Genomic DNA, 20007 nt, shown 5'->3' with positions numbered 1-20007 from the left:
AAATTGTCTATAACTTACGTTAAGAAGGATTCAAAAAAAGAAAAAAAGGATAATGTGAACTAGTTTTAGCTTACGTTGACAGTTGTACTAACTGGTGGTGATAATGCCGTAGGATTATCAACAGACTCCCAAACAAATGCAGTAGCAGTGTATGTTCCTGCGTTAGTTGGAATCCATGATAAAGCTGGGCTGAATGATTGACCAGCAGATAGTGAACCTGTAATCCATGCTAGTGAGACTGTAACACCGTTACCATCCTGAATCTGTACCAAGTATGCGAATGATTGCTCTCTATCCTGACCATTTGCTAAGTCAGCGCTGATTTGTACCTGTTGGTCAACGGAAACAGAATCTAAGCTGTTACCGAATGCATCAACGGTTCTCAAGTTAGCAGCTGGTGCTCTCTCGAGAGGTGGTACTACAGTGCCAATTAGTGAAGTGGCAGTAATATCAAGTTCATCTGCAGTTGTGTATGGATCAGGTAGTGTGTTGTCCTCATATTCTGCGGTGACTGTATCACCTTCTGAAACTCTGAGTCTGTGACCAGATGATTCATCAAGGGTTGTGAAGAACACAGTTCCCTCAAAGATTCCGGTTGCCTCATTAGTCTCAGTTACAGTTAGGTCAACACCTCCGGCATCGGAGTCAGACCACACATCGACATCGAAGTTGTCGACTGCTTCTGGATCTAAGTTCATGTCTGGATCAATTACTCTTACAACACCTGTTCCGCTTGCTGGATAGCTTGCTTCAAGCCACTGAACTTCACCAATGTTCCATCTAATTAATGCTGAACCGACTACGGTTTCATCCTCTGAGAATTCAAAGGAGACTGTAAGTCCGTCATCATCATCAGTTGGAAGTAAACCATCGGTTGGACCATTACCAGTGGCAGTACCAGTGGTAATGTCATTGTTACCATCACCATCAGCATCATGGCTAAATCCTGTGAGGATTACTTCACCAGTAAAGATGCCTGTGTCAGTACCAGTTTCAACGAGTTTATAGTTGTCAATATCGAATCCTCTAGTGGAGACCTTAATTGGGTCTTCATCAGTGTTTCCAATTTCGTCAACTAAGTCACTGTCGAAGTTGTGATCTGGTGCGACAATTGTGATGTAAACTTTGTCAGTCCATGTGTAAACTTTTTGGTCAAGCTCTACAGTTGCTCCGAAGTTAGAAGTGTAGATTGTCAAGTTGACATCTTCATCTTCTTCACCTACATAATCAGATCCAGATGGACCCCAGTCGGTATACTCGAGGACAATTTCTTCTCCTCTTTCTAACTTGTCATTATCGAGTTCTTCAGGAATTTCGACAACAATCTGGAAGATACCAGTGCTGTCACCTGTTTCTCTCAATTCTGTTGGTTCTGGGTCGAATTTACCTCCTTGGCCATCAGCATTTCCCATGGAAACGGTTGCGGCATCAGAGTCCCATTCGATTAAGTCCAAGTCATAAGTCTCAGCAGCATCATTGTCCAGATCAAAGTCTGGTTCAATGAGTGTTAAGATCATGTCGGAACCAATAATGTAAACTGATTTGTCGGATTGCAATACACCGTTTCTTAGGTCAAAGGTAGCAGAGTCAGTGACAGTGTTGACATCACCAGATGCATCTTCTGGGTCAGTGTATTCTACTTGGAGAATATCTCCTTGTAGGATACAATAATCACCAGTAGATGCGGCGGTATCAAATCTATCATCTTCGTTGCTAGTAGCATCACCATTGATTGCAGTCCATGAATTTGTGGTACTTGGACAGCTGGTTGATGCTGGACCATCAGTGTATCTTATAGTAAAGTCAATTTCGAATATTCCTGCATCTGGGGCAATTTCGCCAATTGGACCTAATTCTCTAACAGATGTTAGAGAGGAACCATCAGTATCAATTGTACCAGTTTGTGCGGCTGGACCACCAGCATATGCTAGGATTACTGTGTTAGAACCTCTGATAACAGAGATCTTTACAGGTCCTAATGCTGCTGCTGCAGTATCTTGTGCAATTTCGTCCTCACCGGATGCGGATATGTCGAAGTCAGGATCATTTACTCTAATGTGGACAGTTAGATCTCCAGAGTCAATAAATTCACCAGCATCAAGTGCGTTGGTGTTGCTGGTAATTCCAGTTCCACCAATACCTGTTGCATGTATTGGGAATATTGCTCTACCGTTTGGTGATGTAGTGCTTGACTGTGTAGTAAAGTCACTTGGAACACCAAATGGTACTGGGTAAACAGTTCTGTCTAAGCTGATTGAACCAGTGTTAGCGCGAACGCCTGCACTGTCTCCGACTTCAATGGTTTCACCAGATGCATCTCTGAAGTCAACATAGTTGACTTCAATATCATTACCAGTTGTGGTTTTGAGAGTTGTGCTGCTGGAAGAACACCATTGTGATGGAATTTGGAAGTCACCAACAAATACACCAGTTGATGTTCCTGTTTCAACTAGAGTAAAGCCAGTGTCTCCTAATTGTTTGTCAACACCTGAACCAAAGGTACAAGAGTTGTTAGTCCATCTTTCGTCATCAAATGTGATATCAAGTAATCTACCTAATTGTTCGCCATTCTTTAGCAATACAGAGGTACCACTGTTTGCAACAGTTGCACTTCCTACTGCATCTTCGTTGGCATCACCATCAGTTGTGACTACGGTATAGATATCAATAAGATCAGAATCTGTGTTAAGATCTAAGTCTTCTAAAGTAACTGTAACTGTATCTGCAATTTTGTAACTATCACTGTCAAATGATACAACACCACTGTGACTTGGGGCTTCTTCTTGATCTGCAACTTGTGTTGAAACACCGTCTGCACCTAAGTCAAGATAATTGACTCTTGGAGCATCTTCATCGGTCAAATCTTCAATTACAACAAATGAAGGATCATCTGCGATTGGAGTTAGACTGGTATAGGTTGTTGAATCAAGTATATTGAGTTGGTTAAGCATTACATATTCAAGGGAACCCTCGAATGTGCTTGTGTTATCACCAGTTTCTTCTGCTTCAATTCTAATGAGTTGGTTTGCAACTCTTTCAGAGGTTTGTAAACCATCATCAGTAAAACCGAATGAGAAGATATCAATAATTGCTGCTTCCTTGGTTGTTGAAGCTACAGATACAGGAGACTGAATATCAATTGCGAAACCAATTTTATCAGTGTCATCCATATCATGTACTGCTGCCATCACATTGCTATAGGTGATAGTGCCAGAGGTTCCATTCATTAAAGTTAATGATTGGGCTGCAACACCATCTGCAATCATGAATGCATTTACTTCTTTTCCTTTTTGGAAGACGTGATCACTTGAAGAACCATCTACAATTGTTGCTGTAGAGTTTAGAAGATATACATCATAAGTAGCTGTTGTAGAAATACTTCTTAAATCAAGATTTAAGAGGTTAAATCCGAACAATCTAACAGTAGCACTTGATCTAGTATCTAGCAAAGTTGCTTTGAGCTCATCTGCATTAACACCGGTATCAATTACTATTGTTTCTAATGTTGTATCTGTCTCGTTAAACGTTAGAATTCCTCTCTTGCTGAATTTTTCTACAGCGATATCAATTGTACTGTTAGTAGAAGAAGACAAACCAGTAATGGTTGATTCTGCTCCTGTTTGAGTAGCGAATGTGATATCATCAGATGAACCAAATGCATTGATTGCTGCATCATCACTAGTTGAACCTTCAGCTAGTGTAAATGGATCACCTGTTCTTAAGGAAGGAATTAAGTCAACGTTTACGTTGTTAGCATCTAAATCTTCATCTGCTCTACTGTTCTTGTTGGCATCACTGTCGACGATTACTACTGGAATCTCTTCACCAGAGGTCCATTCATCATCTACTGGTTGAATGTCAACTGAACCAAAGCCAAAGCCTACAAGAATTGTTGTTGGGGTCTCATTATAATCAAGTGATGCAGAGGTTCCCCTCTTTGCAGTATTGATTACTTTGAGTACGGATTTATCAGACTCATCATAAGTACCGAATACACCGCTATTTGGTCCCTGTTCTGTGATTGTAATTGGGATTTTACCTTGCATGATCTCATCTGAACCAGTTGCTCCAAATGGAATACCGAATTTCGTTGGATCATCAGTATCAGTTTCGGAGTTAACTAGTTGAACATTACTATCACCATTATCTTGGATAGTAACGACGTTACCTGTGTTTTGAACGTCTGGATCAAATAGTAAAATACAATTATCTTCACACATTAAGCTTCCTAAAAGGTCAGTTACAGTACTATCAATATTATCAGTTACATTACCTACTGAGACGCCGTTTTCATTGAATATTTGGTAGTTAGTAGTGGCAGAGCCATTAGTAATTGTACCAAATGTCCAAGAGTCTTCGTCTGTTGGGTCAATGTTTAACCATAAATCAGTAATAGTAGCGTGTACTTGTGCACCTCGTGGGTATACAGTTCTATCTAATGATATGTTGGCATAGCCCTCGACAGTATCAAAAGTAAGTGTTGTTGATTGAACACCACCACCTTTGTTATATTGTACGACGACGTTACCAGTTGGGTTTAGCTCATAGAGTTGAATGAATGGCCATACATCGGCATCAGAGATACCAATTTGTCCAATCAGATCAGTGCTAGAAGTATCTATTGCAGTGTTAACATCTTTTGCTTCCCTTACAACATTGAGGTGACCTGTGGTGTTACCAGTTGTAGCTGCACATTGTACAGTTAGTGCGCCACCGGTTGAAGAACCGTTAGCACCAATACTACCTGATAATCCACCTAGTGGAACAGCGATACCGTCGGTATCAGCAACACTAACACCAACGAAGGTGTTTGTGGTACTTCCTGTTGCACATAGGGTACCAAAGTCTAATCCTATGCCTTTAGTGGTTGCAGTAGAATCTGCAATGGATGCTTGATCTCTATCAGCAAAGTAACCATACCAGTTACCGTCTACGGCTTGAGTCATTCTCAGAATCTTACCGTTTACTGTAACGTCTGGTTCACCTTTTGCCTCATCTGTATCATTAATGTCTGAATCAATCACAACAACCTCAATTACTTGGGGTCCTGACATGTAGTTATCAAATTGTGAGTTTTCTGCGGAAACAAATAGGTTGGCGTTGGCTGCATGTGCAGCAGGCATTACACCTGGAACTGCAAATGTCAATCCACCGGCAACCATAATTGTCATTAATGTAAGACTAGTTATTTTACGTCCTATTTCGTTATTCATGTTATTGTAATTTTTTCTTCAAAGTTAGTATTTAACCGTAATGGACGAATTGTCCACAATTAGTCAAAAAATTGAAATTTTTCTATAAATTTTTGATTATTGACATAATTTCTATAATATCTTATTATAAAAATTATACTTTATTCCTAAAATAGAGCTATGATCGCTATATTTTACAAAATTTTTGTATCATTTATGAATTTTTTATAGCCTATTTCATGCCTTGATCTCTTTTCCTAAGAGGCTTTTGTATAAGGAAATTGCATCAGTCTCATCTTTTGGTCCAATTACAACTGCAGAACCTTTTTTCATAAAACTTACAGACAAATCATTAGTTCGGATTGATAATCCCAAGTCTCCTTGATTCTCAACAGTAAATCCTTTTTCTTTTGCAGTATTAGTTACTAGTTCTACATCAAGATCAAATGTATCAGTCGGAGTAATGGAATAAGTTCTCTTTCCCCTATTTCTTCCACACAACTCTTCTAAAATTAATTCTTCTTTTTGTGTGACTTCAAGTTTGCCTGTTCCACAAATTGGACATTCTTCAGCTCTAAATGTTCTAGTACTATTGAAATCAAGATTTTCTAAATCAACATGTAAAATTCTTTCAGAGAGATTTGGTTTTTTTCCAAGAATTATTTTTACAGCTTCTGCAACTTCAATTGCACCAATGATAGAAAGTATAGGAGGATGAACACCTTCAATACTACATGTTGGCATTGTATCTTCATTTAATTCAGGAAACATGCAAAAGTAACATGCAGATTTTTTTGGTAATATAGTAAAAGCTTGTCCAGATGTTCCAACTGCAGCACCAGTAACAAATGGAATATTATGTTTTACACATGCTTTGTTCAATGCATATCTAGCATTAACACTATCTAGTGCATCAATTACAACATCACATCCTTCAACAACTTCTAATGCAGTGTAATCATTTATTGAAATAGCTAAAGCTTCAATTTTACATTCAGGATTTAGTTTTTGTAGTTTTTTTGCAGCAACTTCTACTTTGACTTGACCAACATCATCTTCATCAAACAGCATTTGTCTATGTAAGTTTGATAATTCAATTACATCTCTATCAATGATTCGTAAATTGCCAACACCCATTGTAGATAATCTGGAAATTATTGGGTGTCCTAGACCTCCAGTTCCAACAACACATACTTTGGCATTTTTTAATTTTAATTGTCCACCATATCCAATTTCTTCAAGCATGACTTGTCTTGAAAATTTGTCTAGTTCTTTTGGAGAAAGTTCTTCGGATCCTCCAGCAACAGCTGGTAAAATGTAAATCTCATCTCCATCTTTTAGAGGAGTTTCCATTCCAGATGAAAATTTTGCATTTTTACCATTAATGTAGATGTTAATCAAAGAACGTGGTGTTCCATCACTTTCCAATACACGTCTTTTAAAGTCATCACCCATTTGTTCAGATATTTTTGCAAATGAGTCTTGTAGTGACTCAGCAGAAAGATCTATCTTTTTTTCACCGCCACCTTGATTTAACACTGAGGGAATTGTAAATGTAATATTTGCCATTAGTTAACTACCGCCGAAACTTCTGAAATGTCTGCTTTTAGTACATTTGGTTTTTCTAATACTTCCATAATTGATTCAGTTGCTTTGAGACCATTTCCAGTAACATAACATACAACTTTATCATTTTTGTCAATCTTTCCTTGTTCAACCATTTTTTGTAACACAGAAACTGACACACCTCCAGCAGGTTCTGTAAAAATTCCTTCTGTTTTTGCCAAGAGCAATATTGCATCTAAAATTTCTTGGTTATTACATTCCTCTGCAAAGCCATTGTATTGTTGTAATCTTTTTAGTACATATCGTCCATCACCAGGATCTCCAATTGCCAAACTTTTTGCAACAGTGTCAGGATTTTCAACAGGGATTACTTCTTTGGAATTTTTCTTAAAAGCATCAACTATAGGTGCACACCCATGTGGTTGAGCTGCAATCATATGCATGTTAGATACATCATTAAGTAATGAAACACTTTGTAATTCTTCAAATCCTTTACAAATTGCATTAAGCATTGCTCCACTACCTACTGGAACTATTAGTTGATCAGGTACTTGCCAATTAAGTTGTTCAGCAACTTCAAATGAAAATGTTTTAGAACCTTCCACATAATGGGAACGCATGTTAATATTCACTATACCTATACCTTTACTATCACCAATCTGGGCAGCAATTCTATTTGCATCATCATATGTACCATCAACTGCAACATAGTTTGCACCATAAGACAATGCTTGTGTGATTTTTGCCATTTCGATATTACTTGGAGCAAAGACATGACATGGAAATCCACCTTTTGCAGCATGGGCTGCAGTAGCTGATGCAAGATTTCCAGTAGATGCACAACCAACAGCAGATAATCCAAATTCTTTTGCTTTTGAGATTGCAACACCTGCAGGTCTATCTTTGAATGAAAATGTGGGATTTACAGAATCATTTTTTATGTAAAGGTTGTTTAGTCCTAATTTTTTTCCAAGGTTTTCAGCTTTAGTTAGAGGAGTCATGCCTGTTCCAATACTTACAATATTGGATTTGTCTTCTATTGGTAAAAGTTCAAAATATCTCCAATACGTTTGTTCACGATTAGAGAAAGTTTCTTTATTGATTTGTGGAAAACGATATTTTACATCTAGAGGTCCAAAACAATCATCACAGATATACTTGAATGCAGTTTCATATTCTTTTTTACACTCTCTACATTGTAGCGATGTCCTAACCAAGATCAATTTTTCATCTTAAACTATACATAAAAAATCCTAATATTGGATTAAGTATTACTTAATTTTCATTAATAAAAAATACAGTGAAAAATTATCAAAAAGATATAAAAAATATACATCTAAAAGCAAATGAAATGTATTTTTTATTAAAAATCAAATTTTGATTGATTTTTAATAAAGGGTAAGGTTTTTAGTGATTTTTTCATAATCGGATTTATGAATACTAAAATTATAATTTCCATTATTGTGATAGTCATTGGAATTATTGCAATAACAACAATAACTTTTGAACAATCAGAAACCATAGAAGTTGAAGATACATTAAACAAAGAATTACGACCAGTTGAGGAAATTACTCCAGAGATTCAAGAAAAAATGGATGAAATTGAAAAAATAAATCTAGAAAATGAATATACTCCAAAAGAAAGAGAATGGATTACATCAGGGCCATTTCAAATTGACAGAAGTGAATATGTTTTAGGTGAAAAGATTTTTTTGAGAATTGGTGGATTAGGTTTTGAAGAGAAGGGCCAAGCTGTATTTCTAAAACCAAAAAATAATACACACTACGAAGTTTATTGGTCTATACCATTTGATGGTGCAGAAAAAGCAGCATTTAATTATTATTTACAACCACAACTTTCAAAAACAAAAGGATATTGTAATGCCGATGAATTTATTGGGGATTGGAGAGTTGTATTTAGAGGTACAGAATATCCTAATCTAGAATTTAAAATAACCGAAAGCATACTTCCTGGAGATGAAGAGAATTATCAACCAATATGTTAAATTAAAGTGAATGATGAAAACAAACTCTTTCACCAGTATGGCATGCAGGTCCTGATGGTTCAACCAAGTAAATTATTGCATCAGAATCACAATCAACCAAAATTTCTTTAATCTCCTGAGTATTACCAGATTCTTCTCCTTTCATCCATAGTTTATTTCTTGAACGACTGTAAAACCAAGATTTTCTAGTTTTCTTTGTAAGTTCCAAGGATTCTTTATTAGAATATGCAAGAGTAAGGACTTCTTTGGTATTTGCATCCTGAACAATTACAGGCACAAGGCCCGCACTTTTTTCAAAATCAATATCATCAATTGTTTTATCCATGACTAATCATTACAGAATTTCCTTATAATCGTACAGAGATATTTTTTTCTCTAAGAATTTCTTTAACTTGGTTGACTGATTGATTCTCATAGTGAAAAATTGAGGCTGCCAAAGCAGCATCGACATTAGATTTTTCAAAGATTTCATACATATCTTCAGGTTTTCCACAACCACCCGAAGCAATAACAGGCACAGATACAGTATCAACTATTTTTTTAGTAAGCAGAATGTCATATCCATCCTTAGTTCCATCTTTATCTATACTAGTCAAAAGGACTTCTCCAGCTCCAAGTTCTGTTGCTTTTTTTGCCCATTGAATTGCATCAAGTCCAGTACCTTGTTTTCCACCATAAATGAAAACTTCAAACCAAAACTTTTTGCCATTTTCTTCAAACATTGTTTTAGTATAATCCTCAGTATAGTTTCGTTTTGCATCTATAGCTATTACAACACATTGTTTTCCAAATACGGTCATAAGTTCGGTTAGTAATGCGGGATTATTTACAGCACCAGTATTTACTCCAACTTTGTCTGCACCACTAAGCAAAATATTTCTTGCATCATCCATACTATTGACTCCACCACCTACTGTAAATGGAATATCAATTACTTTAGCAACATTAGATACTAGTTCTTTGATTGTTTTTCTTTTCTCTTGAGACGCAGTAATATCAAGAAAAACTAATTCATCTGCACCATCTTTGCTATATTTAGCAGCAAGTTCTACAGGATCACCTGCATCCTTGATCGATTCAAAATTAAGTCCTTTTACAACTCTACCGTTATCTACATCAAGACATGGGATTATTCGTTTAGTTAACAAGTTGTTTTGCCTCCTCAATTGAGATTTTATTTTCATACAATGCCTTTCCTAAAATTACTGCAAATGCATTTTTTGTTTTTACATCAGATACATCATCAATATTTGAAATTCCACCACTTGCAATAATATTTGCATTTTGTATACTACATGCTTTTTCCAAATATTCTAAATCAGGTCCTTCCATAGTTCCATCTTTACTTACATTAGTAAGTAAAAATTCAGTAAATCCCATACTTACAAATTCATTAATTGCATCAAGCAAAGGTGTTTTTGTACTTTCTTGCCAACCATGTGTAACAATAAATCCATCTACATGATCAACTGAAATTACAATCTTTGAAAATCCATATTTTTTGGCAATACGTTGTAACAATTCTTTGTCTTTGAATGCCAAAGTACCAATTACAACTCTATTTGAAAAAGAAATTGCTCTATCAATGATTTCTTCATTTCGTAAACCACCTGCTACTTCTACAGGAATAGATAATTCTTTAGTGATTTGTTCGATCAAATCTAGATTACTACCAGTTCCAATTGTTGCATCTAAATCAACAATGTGTAACATATCAGCACCTGCTTCTTGCCATTTTTTTGCAACGGAAACAGGATCATTGCTGTATACAGTTTTCTGTTTAGGATCCCCTTTGTATAGTCGAACTACTTCTCCTTCCATCAAGTCAATTGCAGGAATTATTTTCATTTAGAGCACTCTCGCAAAAAATTCTTTAACATTAATGCACCAACATCACCCGATTTTTCTGGATGAAATTGAGTTCCAAAATAATTATCCTTTTGAACTATAGCTGGAACTTTAACATCATAATTAGATTCAGCAACTATAACATCTTGTGTTGTAGGATTTGCCCTATACGAGTGTACGAAGTATACCCATGAACCATTTTCTATGCCTTCAAGGATTTTATTTTCTTGCTTTATCTCAAGTGCATTCCATCCCATATGTGGCACCTTTAGTGTATTAGGTAAAATAATGACATCACCATCAATAATTCCAAGACCTTTTTCTTTTCCTTCCTGACTTTTATCAAAGAACATCTCCATACCTAAACATATTCCAAATACAGGAGTGTTATTCACAATTTCAAGAAAGTTTATCGAATCACGGTTAATACTTTGTATTGCAGGATCAAAATTACCCACTCCAGGTAGAAATATTCCATCATAGCCTTTCAATTTGTCAACTTGAGTCTGTACTTCCACTACTGCATTTTGTTTTTCTAATGCATTTTTGAGGCTGAAAATATTTCCAGCTCCATAATCAAATATTGCAATTTTTGTCATTACATTGCGCCTTTTGTGCTAGGAATTCCTTTTTGTTTTGAATCTTTTGAACATGCAATTCTAAATGCTACTGCTAGAGATTTCATTGCAGCCTCTGCTTTGTGGTGATCATTGTCACCATACTTTACAGTAAGGTGGATACAGCTGTTCAGATTTTGTAGTAAAGATTGGAAAAAGTGTTCAAGATCTTCTTTTGACACATCTTCAATCTTTGTTCTCTTTATAGACAAAGTTAATTTGTAAAATGGTCTTTTTATCAAATCTACGGATGCCTCAGCTAAAGATTCATCCATTGGAACAGATGCATAGCTAAATCTAGTAACACCTATTCTATTTCCTAATGCTTCATCCAATGCATTTCCAATTGTAATTGCAGTATCTTCAATTAAATGATGTACAATATTGTCTTTGGATTTTGCTTTTACCGTTAAATCTAACATTGCGTGTTTTCCAAATGCGGTAATCAAGTGATCAACAAAATTTACACCAGTAGACACACTAGTCTTTCCAGTACCATCAATATTGGCTACAACTGAAACACTAGTTTCTTTTGTTTCACGTTTAATTTTGCTTGAACGTTTTTTCATCTTATCACCTGAGAATACTAATATTTTATAAAACTAAATTTAATACCTTCGGAATATCATTTATTGATTCTAAAATCATTTTTACTCCATAATCTGCAAATAATTTACGCCTAGCTTCTGGATTTGTACTTGTGCCTACAATTGCACAAAAGGTAGTAGGATTTCCTGCTTGTGTTGCTTCTTTTGCCATCAGATAATCCTCCACAGAGTCACCTACATACAAACAATTTTTTGATTCCATAGATTGTATGGCGCGAATTAATGTAGTTGGATTTGGTTTTGCTAATTCTCTAGGTTCATCTTCTAAAAATGCAGAACTTTTTGTATCAAAATAATTGAGCATATCTTTTAGCGAATAACGAATTGACTCAATCCCTCTACCTGTAATAATTGCAAGTTTTGTGCCAAATTCTTTTTGCAATGTTTGTAATAGTGAGATAGATAAAATTACTTTATCATTTGAAATCATTCCTTCTTCAGAAAACTTTGATTGTTTTTTAAATAATTTTTCATATATCTCTGGTCCAAAGAAAAGTTGATCAAATATAGAATAAACAGGATTATTGTGTCTATCACCTAATGAACCTAGTTTAGATAAAAATTGAGATATATCACAAAGAGATTCAAGATAAGATTGAACAGAACGTATTCCAGTTTTATTTGCATTTGAAATTACATCATAGATAAACTCTGATGGTTCTTTGTTTAGTTTAGTAGCTGCATACAATGATAATACTACAGCATATGTCAAATCAACTTCATCATTAAATCCTCCTGATGCTTTGAATCCATCAATTATCTTGTGATCAATAGGTATAGAATCAATACCTGCAAATTCTTTTAGTACATACTTACATGTTAAATCAATTGTTTTGTCATAAGATTGTGTAATGTCTACAAGTACACCATCACAGTCAAATATTATAGAATCAAATTTTTGATTATTCAATTTTTTATCCTAATAGATCACGTATTGCTAAAAGGAATTTAGAGTTCATTTCTTTGGTTCCAACAGTAACACGTAGACACCCAGGATGAGAGCCAATCTTACCAAGTTTGCGTATAGAGATTCCTTGTTCAATTAGTGCAGAGAATACGCGTTTGTCTGCACCTTTAGCATCAAATAGTACAAAATTAGCCTTGGAATCAAAGACTGTAAAAGCGTCATATTTATTCAAATTTTCAATGATTTTCTTTCGTTCAGACTTGATAATTTCAGATGCTTCTTTCATCTGGTCTACCTTATCTAAAGAAGCAATTCCAGCCTCAATTGCAAGAGTGTTGAGAGGATAAGGATATTGCAATACCTGATTGAATACATCAACTACTTTCTTGTTTGCAATAAAGTATCCCAAACGTAAACCTGCAAGTCCAAACGCTTTAGAAAATGTTTTAACAACAATTAGATTTTCATATTTTTTTGTTAATGTAACAGTTGATGAATCACCAAATTCACCATAAGCCTCATCAATAATTACCAAACCATCAAATTTTTTAATCAAAGATTCTAGTTGTATTTTTGAAAATTGAAATCCAGTGGGGTTATTTGGAGAATCCAAGTATAGAATTTGACATTTTTTTAAGTTTGTATTGAATTTCTCAATGTCTAATTTCATATCAGATGAAAAAGGAATTTTAGTACAAGGTATTGCATACAACTTACATCGTTCTTCAAAGAATCCAAATGTAGGATCTGATGTTAAAATTCTAGTTTTCTTTGATGCAAAATTTGCTAAAAATAAATCTAAAATTTGATCAGAGCCATTACCAACACCAATCATATTCTCAGGAACTTTTAGGTATTTAGATAGTTTTGAAACTAGTTTTTCAACTCCACCTAAAGGATATTCCCTAACATCAGAATTTGATTTAGCATAGGAGATGACATCTTGTTGGAATTTTTTATTTATTACAAAGTTCTCATTAGAATCCAATTTCAAAACATCGTCAAACTTTTCAGGTTTTTTATAGCCACCTAGTTTTGCATATTCATCTAATTTTTTTGCATACCAAGAATTTTTCATTTCAATCTACCTCGTACTGCTTCATAATGATTTGGTAATCCTTCTGCTAAAGTTAAATTCTTCATAGATTTTGATATTTTCTGTAAATCTTTTCTGTTTGTTTCCACTTTAGTTAGAAGCTTGACAAAGTCTAATACTGATAAAGAGCCCCTAGTCTTTCCAAATCCATTTGTAGGCAAGATATGATTTGAGCCTAACAAGTAATCACTAGCTGAAGATGGACTATATTTTCCAGATAAAATCAAGCCTGGATTCTTGATTTTATTCCATTTTTTTGCATTTTTACTAAGAATCTCCAAGTGTTCAGGAGCCAAATTATTAGCAATATCAATGATATCAGATACCTTGCAAACACCAATGAATCCATTTGATTCAAGACTAGACTTTACAATTTTTGTTCGTTGAATATCTTTGAGTTTAGAGTTTACACTAGATTGAATCTTCTTTGCAATAGAAGTTGATGGAGTTAATGCATAACAGAATGTATCAAGAGAGTGTTCTGCTTGAGAAATAAGATCTAATGCAGCAATTTCAGTATCAGATTCTGAATCAATTACAACTCCTAATTCAGTGGGTCCTGCCATCATATCTATTGATACAATATTGCTAACAAGATATTTTGCCAAAGTTACAAAAGCACCACCAGGTCCGACAATCTTGTCTACCTTTTTGATAGAACGAGTACCATATGTTAACGCTGCAATTGATTGTACACCGCCAGTTTTGTAAATTTCAGTTGCGCCACAAATATCAGCAGTTACGATTGTTAATGGATCTATATTTCCTGATGAATTAGGTGGAGAAACCACTACAATTCGTTTTACACCTGCAATTTTAGCAGGAGTTACAGACATTATAGCAGAACTAGGATATCTTGCTGCACCACCAGGAACATAACATCCAACACTGTCTATTGGAACAAAAGATTTTGCAATTTTTGTTCCGTTTGATTTGATAGTAATATCTTTGAATTGACGTCTTACTGCTGATTCGGCTTTTGATAATCTTGATTTTGCAAGTTTAATTGCAGAGATTTCATCTTTTGAAACTTTAGAGTATGCACTAGCAATATCACGTTGTGAAACCCTTAGTGATGAAATTTTTGCACCAAATTTTTTTTCATATTTTTTGACTGCAACATCACCATTTTTCTTTACATCCCTAAGAATAGGTTCTACAATTTTCTGGTTTTTTGAAGGGTTTTTTGTGCCTAATTTCTTTAGAAATTGCTCTGTATTATTTATCGAAATGATTTTCATCAATTTTCTTCGTCACGTTTAATCTCCTCAAGCTCCAGAATTTGTCGTGGTTCATGCACTACTAATCCCTGTGCAATCTTTCGTAGTTTTGGAATTATTTTGTGGAAATCTGATTTTTTGATTATAGTATTGACTCCGTACCAACCATCTTCACTTAGTGGACTAATTGTAGGTTTTTTCAATGAAGGTATCTGTTTTAGTAGTTTTGGCAAATTTTTATCTTCTACATTTAGGTAAATGTGTAGATATTTTTTGCCATGTACTGCTCCTCGCATCAAAGTAACAATGTCAAAAATCTTTTCTCGTTTTGCTTTGTCTTTGAGAGATTTTTTGTTTACTATCAAGTGTGCAGTTGAAGTAAGAACCTCATCTACAATCTTGAGTTTGTTTTGTTTAAGTGTAGTTCCAGTCTCAGTTACATCCATAATTGCATCTACATCTTCTGGGGGTTTTGCTTCTGTGGCACCAAATGATAGATGAATCTGAACTGACTTGTTAGTTCCAATACGTAACCAAGGAGTAACAATTTGTGGATCTTTATTTCCAAAATATTTCTTGTAGGACTTGCAGTTCTTTATAAAACGAGAGGCGGTTGTAAGATATTCCGAAGAAATTCTTAGAGTCTTTTTCTTTTTAGCATAATCTGCAATCATTGCATCAAGATTTTTGTATCGATAATTATCTGGAAATGCAATGACGAGTCTAATTTTTCCATATTCTAAATCTAATATGGGTTCAACATCAGATTTTGTTTCACCTACCCAATCCTTACCAGTAATTCCTACATCATACAATCCCTCATTAACAAGAGTTGGAATCTCTTGAGGTCTAAGCATTTTTACTATAATTTTCGGATCATCAAGATATACCCTATAGGTTCTACTCTTACGATTTACCTTAGTCCAGGATCTCTCTAAGAGTTTGAATGTAGCATCCTCTAAACTTCCCTTGGGTATTGCAAATCTGACTTCGGACATGGTATCTCCTTTCAATCTGTCTATATAATAACGTCATTAATTTTGTTCAAGTAGTTCTTTTGCTCTATTTACTGAAATGTTATTCTCTTGAATCATCTGAGAAACTATCTTATCAATTTGCTCAGTAGATGCACCTGCTGCTGATGCCAGATTTCTTGCATGCAGCCTCATGTGTCCTTTTTGAATTCCATCAGTTGCAAGTGCTCTCATAGCACTAAAGTTTTGAGCCAAACCTGTTGCAGTAATAATACATGCCATCTCTTTTGCAGAGTCTACTGCTAAAATTTTAGTACAAATCTTAGCAACTGGATGAACATTGATTATCCCACCTACAATTCCAACAGATAGTGGAATCTCTAAAGTTCCAACAAGATTTCCATCTGAATCTTTACTCCATTCAGATAATGATCTGTATTGTCCAGAACGTGATGCAAAAGCATTTGCTGCAGCTTCAATTGCACGACTGTCTTGTCCTGTAGCATTAGCTACAGCAATAATTCCATTCATAATTCCCTTGTTGTGTGTAACTGCTCTATACACATCATGTTTTGCAAATTGATAGGCATGGATCATGTTATCTACAACTTCTTCACCTCCAACTAATTCTTTATCAAAAATTGCAGTTGCTTTCACCATACGTCTTGTAGAATAATTAGATAATATTCTAAGAAGTGTTTTGCCTCCAGTTAATTTTTCAATTAATGGAGCTATACCTTCACACATTGTATTTGTAACATTTGCACCCATTGCGTCACCTACATCAATTAATAATTCAACTATCAACATTGGTTCAAAGTCTGTATCAAGTTTTTTGCAGGTAATCTCTTTTGCACCTTTTCCCATTTTAGAAAGAGTATTACTTTTTGAATTTGCAAGATCTAAAATTTCTTGAGTGTTTTCATTAATTTTAGAAATTGCATCATCAATATCTGTACCTAAAACTTGAATTTGTCCAATACTGTAGGATTCATCAGCTACTACTGTGAATCCACCTTTTGGTCGTGCAAGTTTTGCTGCTTTTGATGCTGCTGCAATCACTGAGGGTTCTTCAATTACCATAGGAACAAGATAATCTTTATTGTTAATTTTGAAGTTGGTTGCAACACCTAATGGAAGTGAAAATATTCCAAATGCATTTTCTACCATTTTGTCTGCTTTATCAAACGTAATTCCACCATCAGGTAGTTCTAATGATTTTATGTCATCTTCTGAAAGATTTGCAAAATTTTTGATAACATCTAACCTTTCTGTTCTTGATTTCTCAAAAAATTTTGAAATTGATGAATCAGGCATTTTATTTTAATATCCTCAACAATTTATCATCATTAGCAGCCGGAAAACCTTTTCCATCAGTGTTAGAGGTTATGACATATAGAAATCCATCAGGTCCCTGAACCACATCACGAACACGTCCAATTCCACTAAGGATAGATTTTTGAGAACTTAATCCCTCATCAAAATCTACTTGATACACATTTGATGCCCTCATTGAGGCCATAATGAATGGAAAATCAAAATCAAATTTGTTACCAGTGTAGAATAAAATTCCTCCAGGTTCTATACTTGGATCATAACAGAGAACAGCATTTTCAAAATTTTTATTTCCAGAGCATTCTTGTTCTGGCCAACCATAATTCTTACCAGATAAAATGATATTAATTTCGTCATTTTTTTCAGGTCCAAATTCTGCTACATACAGGTTTCCATTATCATCCCAAGTCATACCTTGTGGATTTCTATGTCCTAAAGAGTAAACAGGAGAATTTGTAAATGGATTATTTTCAGGAATGGAACCATCATCATTTATTCTTAAAATTTTGCCAGATAATGAATCAAGATCTTGTGGCAAATGAGATGAATCAGATGTAGTACCAGTACCTACATACAATTTTCCATCAGGTCCAAATTTAATGAATCCCCCATTTGTAAAAGATGACCCAGGAATTTTATCAAAAATGGTGTCTGCATCTTGTAATTTGTTTTCAGATTCAGTAATTCGCATTATTTTATTCCATAAAGTGTCATCTTCTTCATAAGTCAAAAATACATAGATGTAATGATTCTCTGAAAAGTTGGGATGTAATGCAATTCCTAACAATCCACCATCAAAAACATCAGCAGAACGTAAAGTAGCAAGTGGAGATTCTAATTGAACATCATTTTCTACAACTATAATAGAACCATCTTTTTCTGTTACAAAAATTCGATTATCAGATACTGCAATTGAGCGAGGTTTATCAAGATTATCTGCTAAAATTTCTACTGAAGTACTTTTAGAATTAAAATTAGGTTCAGGTAATGGGATAGGATCTGATGGAAGTGTTAAAGTGTATACAGAAAAAGCAACTGCAATAACAATAACTGCAATTGAGATTTTTTTATCCATGAAAAACCAAGTTATTGAAATCATATTAATTACTTTCAAGAATTCAATAAAGCGTATATACGGCTCGTGTTAATTTCTGAATCAGCGGGGTGGGGAAGCCAGGTCATCCCGGCGGGCTCATAACCCGCAGTTCAGTAGTTCAAATCTACTCCCCGCTACTTATTTTGATAAACACAAAACCAAGATAATGAATTTTTGAAATCATTTGATTTATTGATAACACCATGTCTTTGTTGAGGACGTGTAAGATGTCTATGAGCAGAAATTTTTGGTAAATACAATTGTTTGTTAATTTTTCTAGAAGTTATTTCAGTCATTTTTTTTGATGATTTTTTTCCACAACGAACACATTGGAATCCTTGTTCTTTACCCTTAGATTTCATTTTTTTATTGCATTTTTTACAAATTGGGTTTGATGTTTTGATTTGTTTTTCAAGAGAAATCACTTTAATAAATTCAAGATTAATTATACGAGGGAAATTTTTGGAAGCTTTCCTAACTCCTCCACCCACGGATATTTTATCACCCTTGATTAGATTTGAAGCCACAGCAGACATTCCAGTTGGTTTGTAAACTGCACACCAAAATTCATTATTGTTTGAAAGAATCTTGAAAAAAACATGACCTCCCTTTACAATTTTGGGGGAGTTTGACACCACACCAATTAATTTCCCAGAAGCATATGGTTTTAGTGTTTCAAAAGTAAGTTCATTTTTTAAATGATCACCTGTTCCTTGATTAGATTTGAAGATCATATAACCATCCAATTTTTCGTCACTTTTTAGAAGTCTAGTAGCAGAAACCAATGCATCAACATTTTCACCACGAACTCCAAAAAATACAGGATCTGGACCATGCGGAGTGATTAAAACTCGTCCTTTTTTTGTATCAAAACTATTGAAAGTGTCAGGATATGTTTTTTCTTGCATTTCCTTAACACTTTTTATTGAAATTTTTCTTTCTTTTCCAAATTTTTGTTTTTTACGATAACTCAATAATTCTAGTGTATGATCTTGAAAATCATATCCTATTGCACCAATTGCGCCAACAAGTCCTTGGCCATTTCCTTTGTAGAAATATTCAAGATGATTTTTTTTGACAAATTGTTTTGCATTTTTCCTATTAATTAATTGCCATAAAGCTAAATTACTAAATTCTATGAATTCAGAAGGGATAGATTCACTTTCAAAAAAAACTAATCCTGGATTAGCACCATTTTTTGTATCAGAGTATTTTGAAACAAGATTTTTAATTTGATTTTTTATTTTTGATGGATTACTAGTCTTGATTCTAATAGAAACTGCTCCATTTCCACGTGTTTTCCAAGGAATGTTTGGATTAAATCGAATCAATCTTGGAAAATCAAGAAATTCTGTTTCTTGTCTTTTGAGTAAATCAACCACTTTGTATGCCAAAAAAGTAGTACACATTCCTTTTGGAGAATCAGTATCATCAAATCCAATATTTAGGACAGTTTTTTTCACCATATTGTCTTTAATTAATTCATACATTTTTAGTTGTTGTAAGATGCAGTTGGTTTAAATTAATAAAATAATATTTCAA

At 34.5% G+C, this 20007-nt stretch carries 16 protein-coding genes and 1 tRNA gene; 2 read left to right on the top strand and 15 right to left on the bottom strand.

Features of this window, described 5'->3' with window-relative positions:
• Nucleotides 1-65: 65 nt before the first annotated feature.
• From ACX12B_RS06325 to ACX12B_RS06315, 3 genes are all read right to left on the bottom strand, one after another.
• On the bottom strand, nucleotides 66-5213 hold the full coding sequence (locus ACX12B_RS06325) for a hypothetical protein (protein WP_459353195.1): 5148 nt from the start codon (nucleotides 5211-5213) through the stop codon (nucleotides 66-68).
• Between the two features lie 216 nt (nucleotides 5214-5429).
• Nucleotides 5430-6761 carry a ThiF family adenylyltransferase gene (locus ACX12B_RS06320; RefSeq protein WP_459353194.1) on the bottom strand — a complete coding sequence of 444 codons (1332 nt, stop codon included), beginning with the start codon at nucleotides 6759-6761 and terminating at the stop codon, nucleotides 5430-5432.
• Nucleotides 6761-7975, bottom strand: coding sequence for a threonine synthase (locus ACX12B_RS06315; RefSeq protein ID WP_459353193.1), 1215 nt, complete (start codon nucleotides 7973-7975; stop codon nucleotides 6761-6763). The genes ACX12B_RS06320 and ACX12B_RS06315 overlap by 1 nt, the downstream gene beginning before the upstream one ends.
• A gap of 216 nt (nucleotides 7976-8191) precedes the next feature.
• Here ACX12B_RS06315 and ACX12B_RS06310 point away from each other — a divergent pair, with 216 nt between their 5' ends.
• Nucleotides 8192-8764, top strand: coding sequence for a hypothetical protein (locus ACX12B_RS06310; RefSeq protein ID WP_459353192.1), 573 nt, complete (start codon nucleotides 8192-8194; stop codon nucleotides 8762-8764).
• A 1-nt stretch (nucleotide 8765) separates the two neighbouring features.
• Here the strand turns inward: ACX12B_RS06310 and hisI are convergent, their stop codons facing one another.
• From hisI to ACX12B_RS06255, 11 genes are read right to left on the bottom strand one after another with little or no spacing between them, the layout of a single operon-like run.
• On the bottom strand, nucleotides 8766-9089 hold the full coding sequence (gene hisI / locus ACX12B_RS06305; RefSeq protein WP_459353191.1) for a phosphoribosyl-AMP cyclohydrolase: 324 nt from the start codon (nucleotides 9087-9089) through the stop codon (nucleotides 8766-8768).
• Between the two features lie 22 nt (nucleotides 9090-9111).
• Nucleotides 9112-9912, bottom strand: coding sequence for an imidazole glycerol phosphate synthase subunit HisF (hisF, locus tag ACX12B_RS06300; protein ID WP_459353190.1), 801 nt, complete (start codon nucleotides 9910-9912; stop codon nucleotides 9112-9114).
• The gene (gene hisA, locus ACX12B_RS06295; RefSeq protein WP_459353189.1) at nucleotides 9902-10612 is read right to left on the bottom strand and encodes a 1-(5-phosphoribosyl)-5-[(5-phosphoribosylamino)methylideneamino]imidazole-4-carboxamide isomerase; all 711 of its coding nucleotides are present in this window, start codon (nucleotides 10610-10612) and stop codon (nucleotides 9902-9904) included. Before hisA ends, hisF begins: the two co-directional genes overlap by 11 nt.
• Nucleotides 10609-11211 carry an imidazole glycerol phosphate synthase subunit HisH gene (gene hisH, locus ACX12B_RS06290; protein WP_459353188.1) on the bottom strand — a complete coding sequence of 201 codons (603 nt, stop codon included), beginning with the start codon at nucleotides 11209-11211 and terminating at the stop codon, nucleotides 10609-10611. The genes hisA and hisH overlap by 4 nt, the downstream gene beginning before the upstream one ends.
• On the bottom strand, nucleotides 11211-11798 hold the full coding sequence (locus tag ACX12B_RS06285) for an imidazoleglycerol-phosphate dehydratase (RefSeq protein WP_459353187.1): 588 nt from the start codon (nucleotides 11796-11798) through the stop codon (nucleotides 11211-11213). The genes hisH and ACX12B_RS06285 overlap by 1 nt, the downstream gene beginning before the upstream one ends.
• A 25-nt stretch (nucleotides 11799-11823) precedes the next feature.
• Nucleotides 11824-12747: an HAD-IA family hydrolase gene (locus ACX12B_RS06280; RefSeq protein ID WP_459353186.1), complete on the bottom strand. Its 924-nt coding sequence runs from the start codon at nucleotides 12745-12747 to the stop codon at nucleotides 11824-11826.
• A gap of 4 nt (nucleotides 12748-12751) precedes the next feature.
• Nucleotides 12752-13822, bottom strand: coding sequence for a histidinol-phosphate transaminase (hisC, locus tag ACX12B_RS06275; RefSeq protein ID WP_459353185.1), 1071 nt, complete (start codon nucleotides 13820-13822; stop codon nucleotides 12752-12754).
• Complete coding sequence (gene hisD, locus ACX12B_RS06270; protein WP_459353184.1) at nucleotides 13819-15081, bottom strand: histidinol dehydrogenase; 1263 nt, start codon at nucleotides 15079-15081, stop codon at nucleotides 13819-13821. Before hisD ends, hisC begins: the two co-directional genes overlap by 4 nt.
• Entirely contained in the window at nucleotides 15081-16058 is a 978-nt protein-coding gene (gene hisG / locus ACX12B_RS06265; RefSeq protein WP_459353183.1) for an ATP phosphoribosyltransferase, read from the bottom strand. Before hisG ends, hisD begins: the two co-directional genes overlap by 1 nt.
• 36 nt (nucleotides 16059-16094) lie before the next feature.
• Nucleotides 16095-17351, bottom strand: a complete 1257-nt coding sequence (locus tag ACX12B_RS06260; RefSeq protein WP_459353182.1) for a hydroxymethylglutaryl-CoA reductase, degradative — start codon at nucleotides 17349-17351, stop codon at nucleotides 16095-16097.
• A 1-nt stretch (nucleotide 17352) separates the two neighbouring features.
• The gene (locus ACX12B_RS06255; RefSeq protein WP_459353181.1) at nucleotides 17353-18444 is read right to left on the bottom strand and encodes a PQQ-dependent sugar dehydrogenase; all 1092 of its coding nucleotides are present in this window, start codon (nucleotides 18442-18444) and stop codon (nucleotides 17353-17355) included.
• Nucleotides 18445-18527: 83 nt separating this feature from the next.
• Between ACX12B_RS06255 and ACX12B_RS06250 the strand changes: the two genes are divergently transcribed.
• Nucleotides 18528-18602: transfer RNA gene (locus tag ACX12B_RS06250), tRNA-Met, on the top strand.
• On the opposite strand, the gene ACX12B_RS06245 is transcribed toward ACX12B_RS06250, so the two are convergent.
• Entirely contained in the window at nucleotides 18600-19955 is a 1356-nt protein-coding gene (locus ACX12B_RS06245; RefSeq protein WP_459353180.1) for a TiaS agmantine-binding domain-containing protein, read from the bottom strand. The two genes, ACX12B_RS06250 and ACX12B_RS06245, sit on opposite strands and share 3 nt — an antisense overlap.
• Between the last annotated feature and the right edge of the window lie 52 nt (nucleotides 19956-20007).

Source organism: Nitrosopumilus sp. S6 (assembly GCF_054515815.1).
Note: the sequence above shows the minus strand (reverse complement) of the source record. Positions and strands in the feature narration are given on the sequence as shown.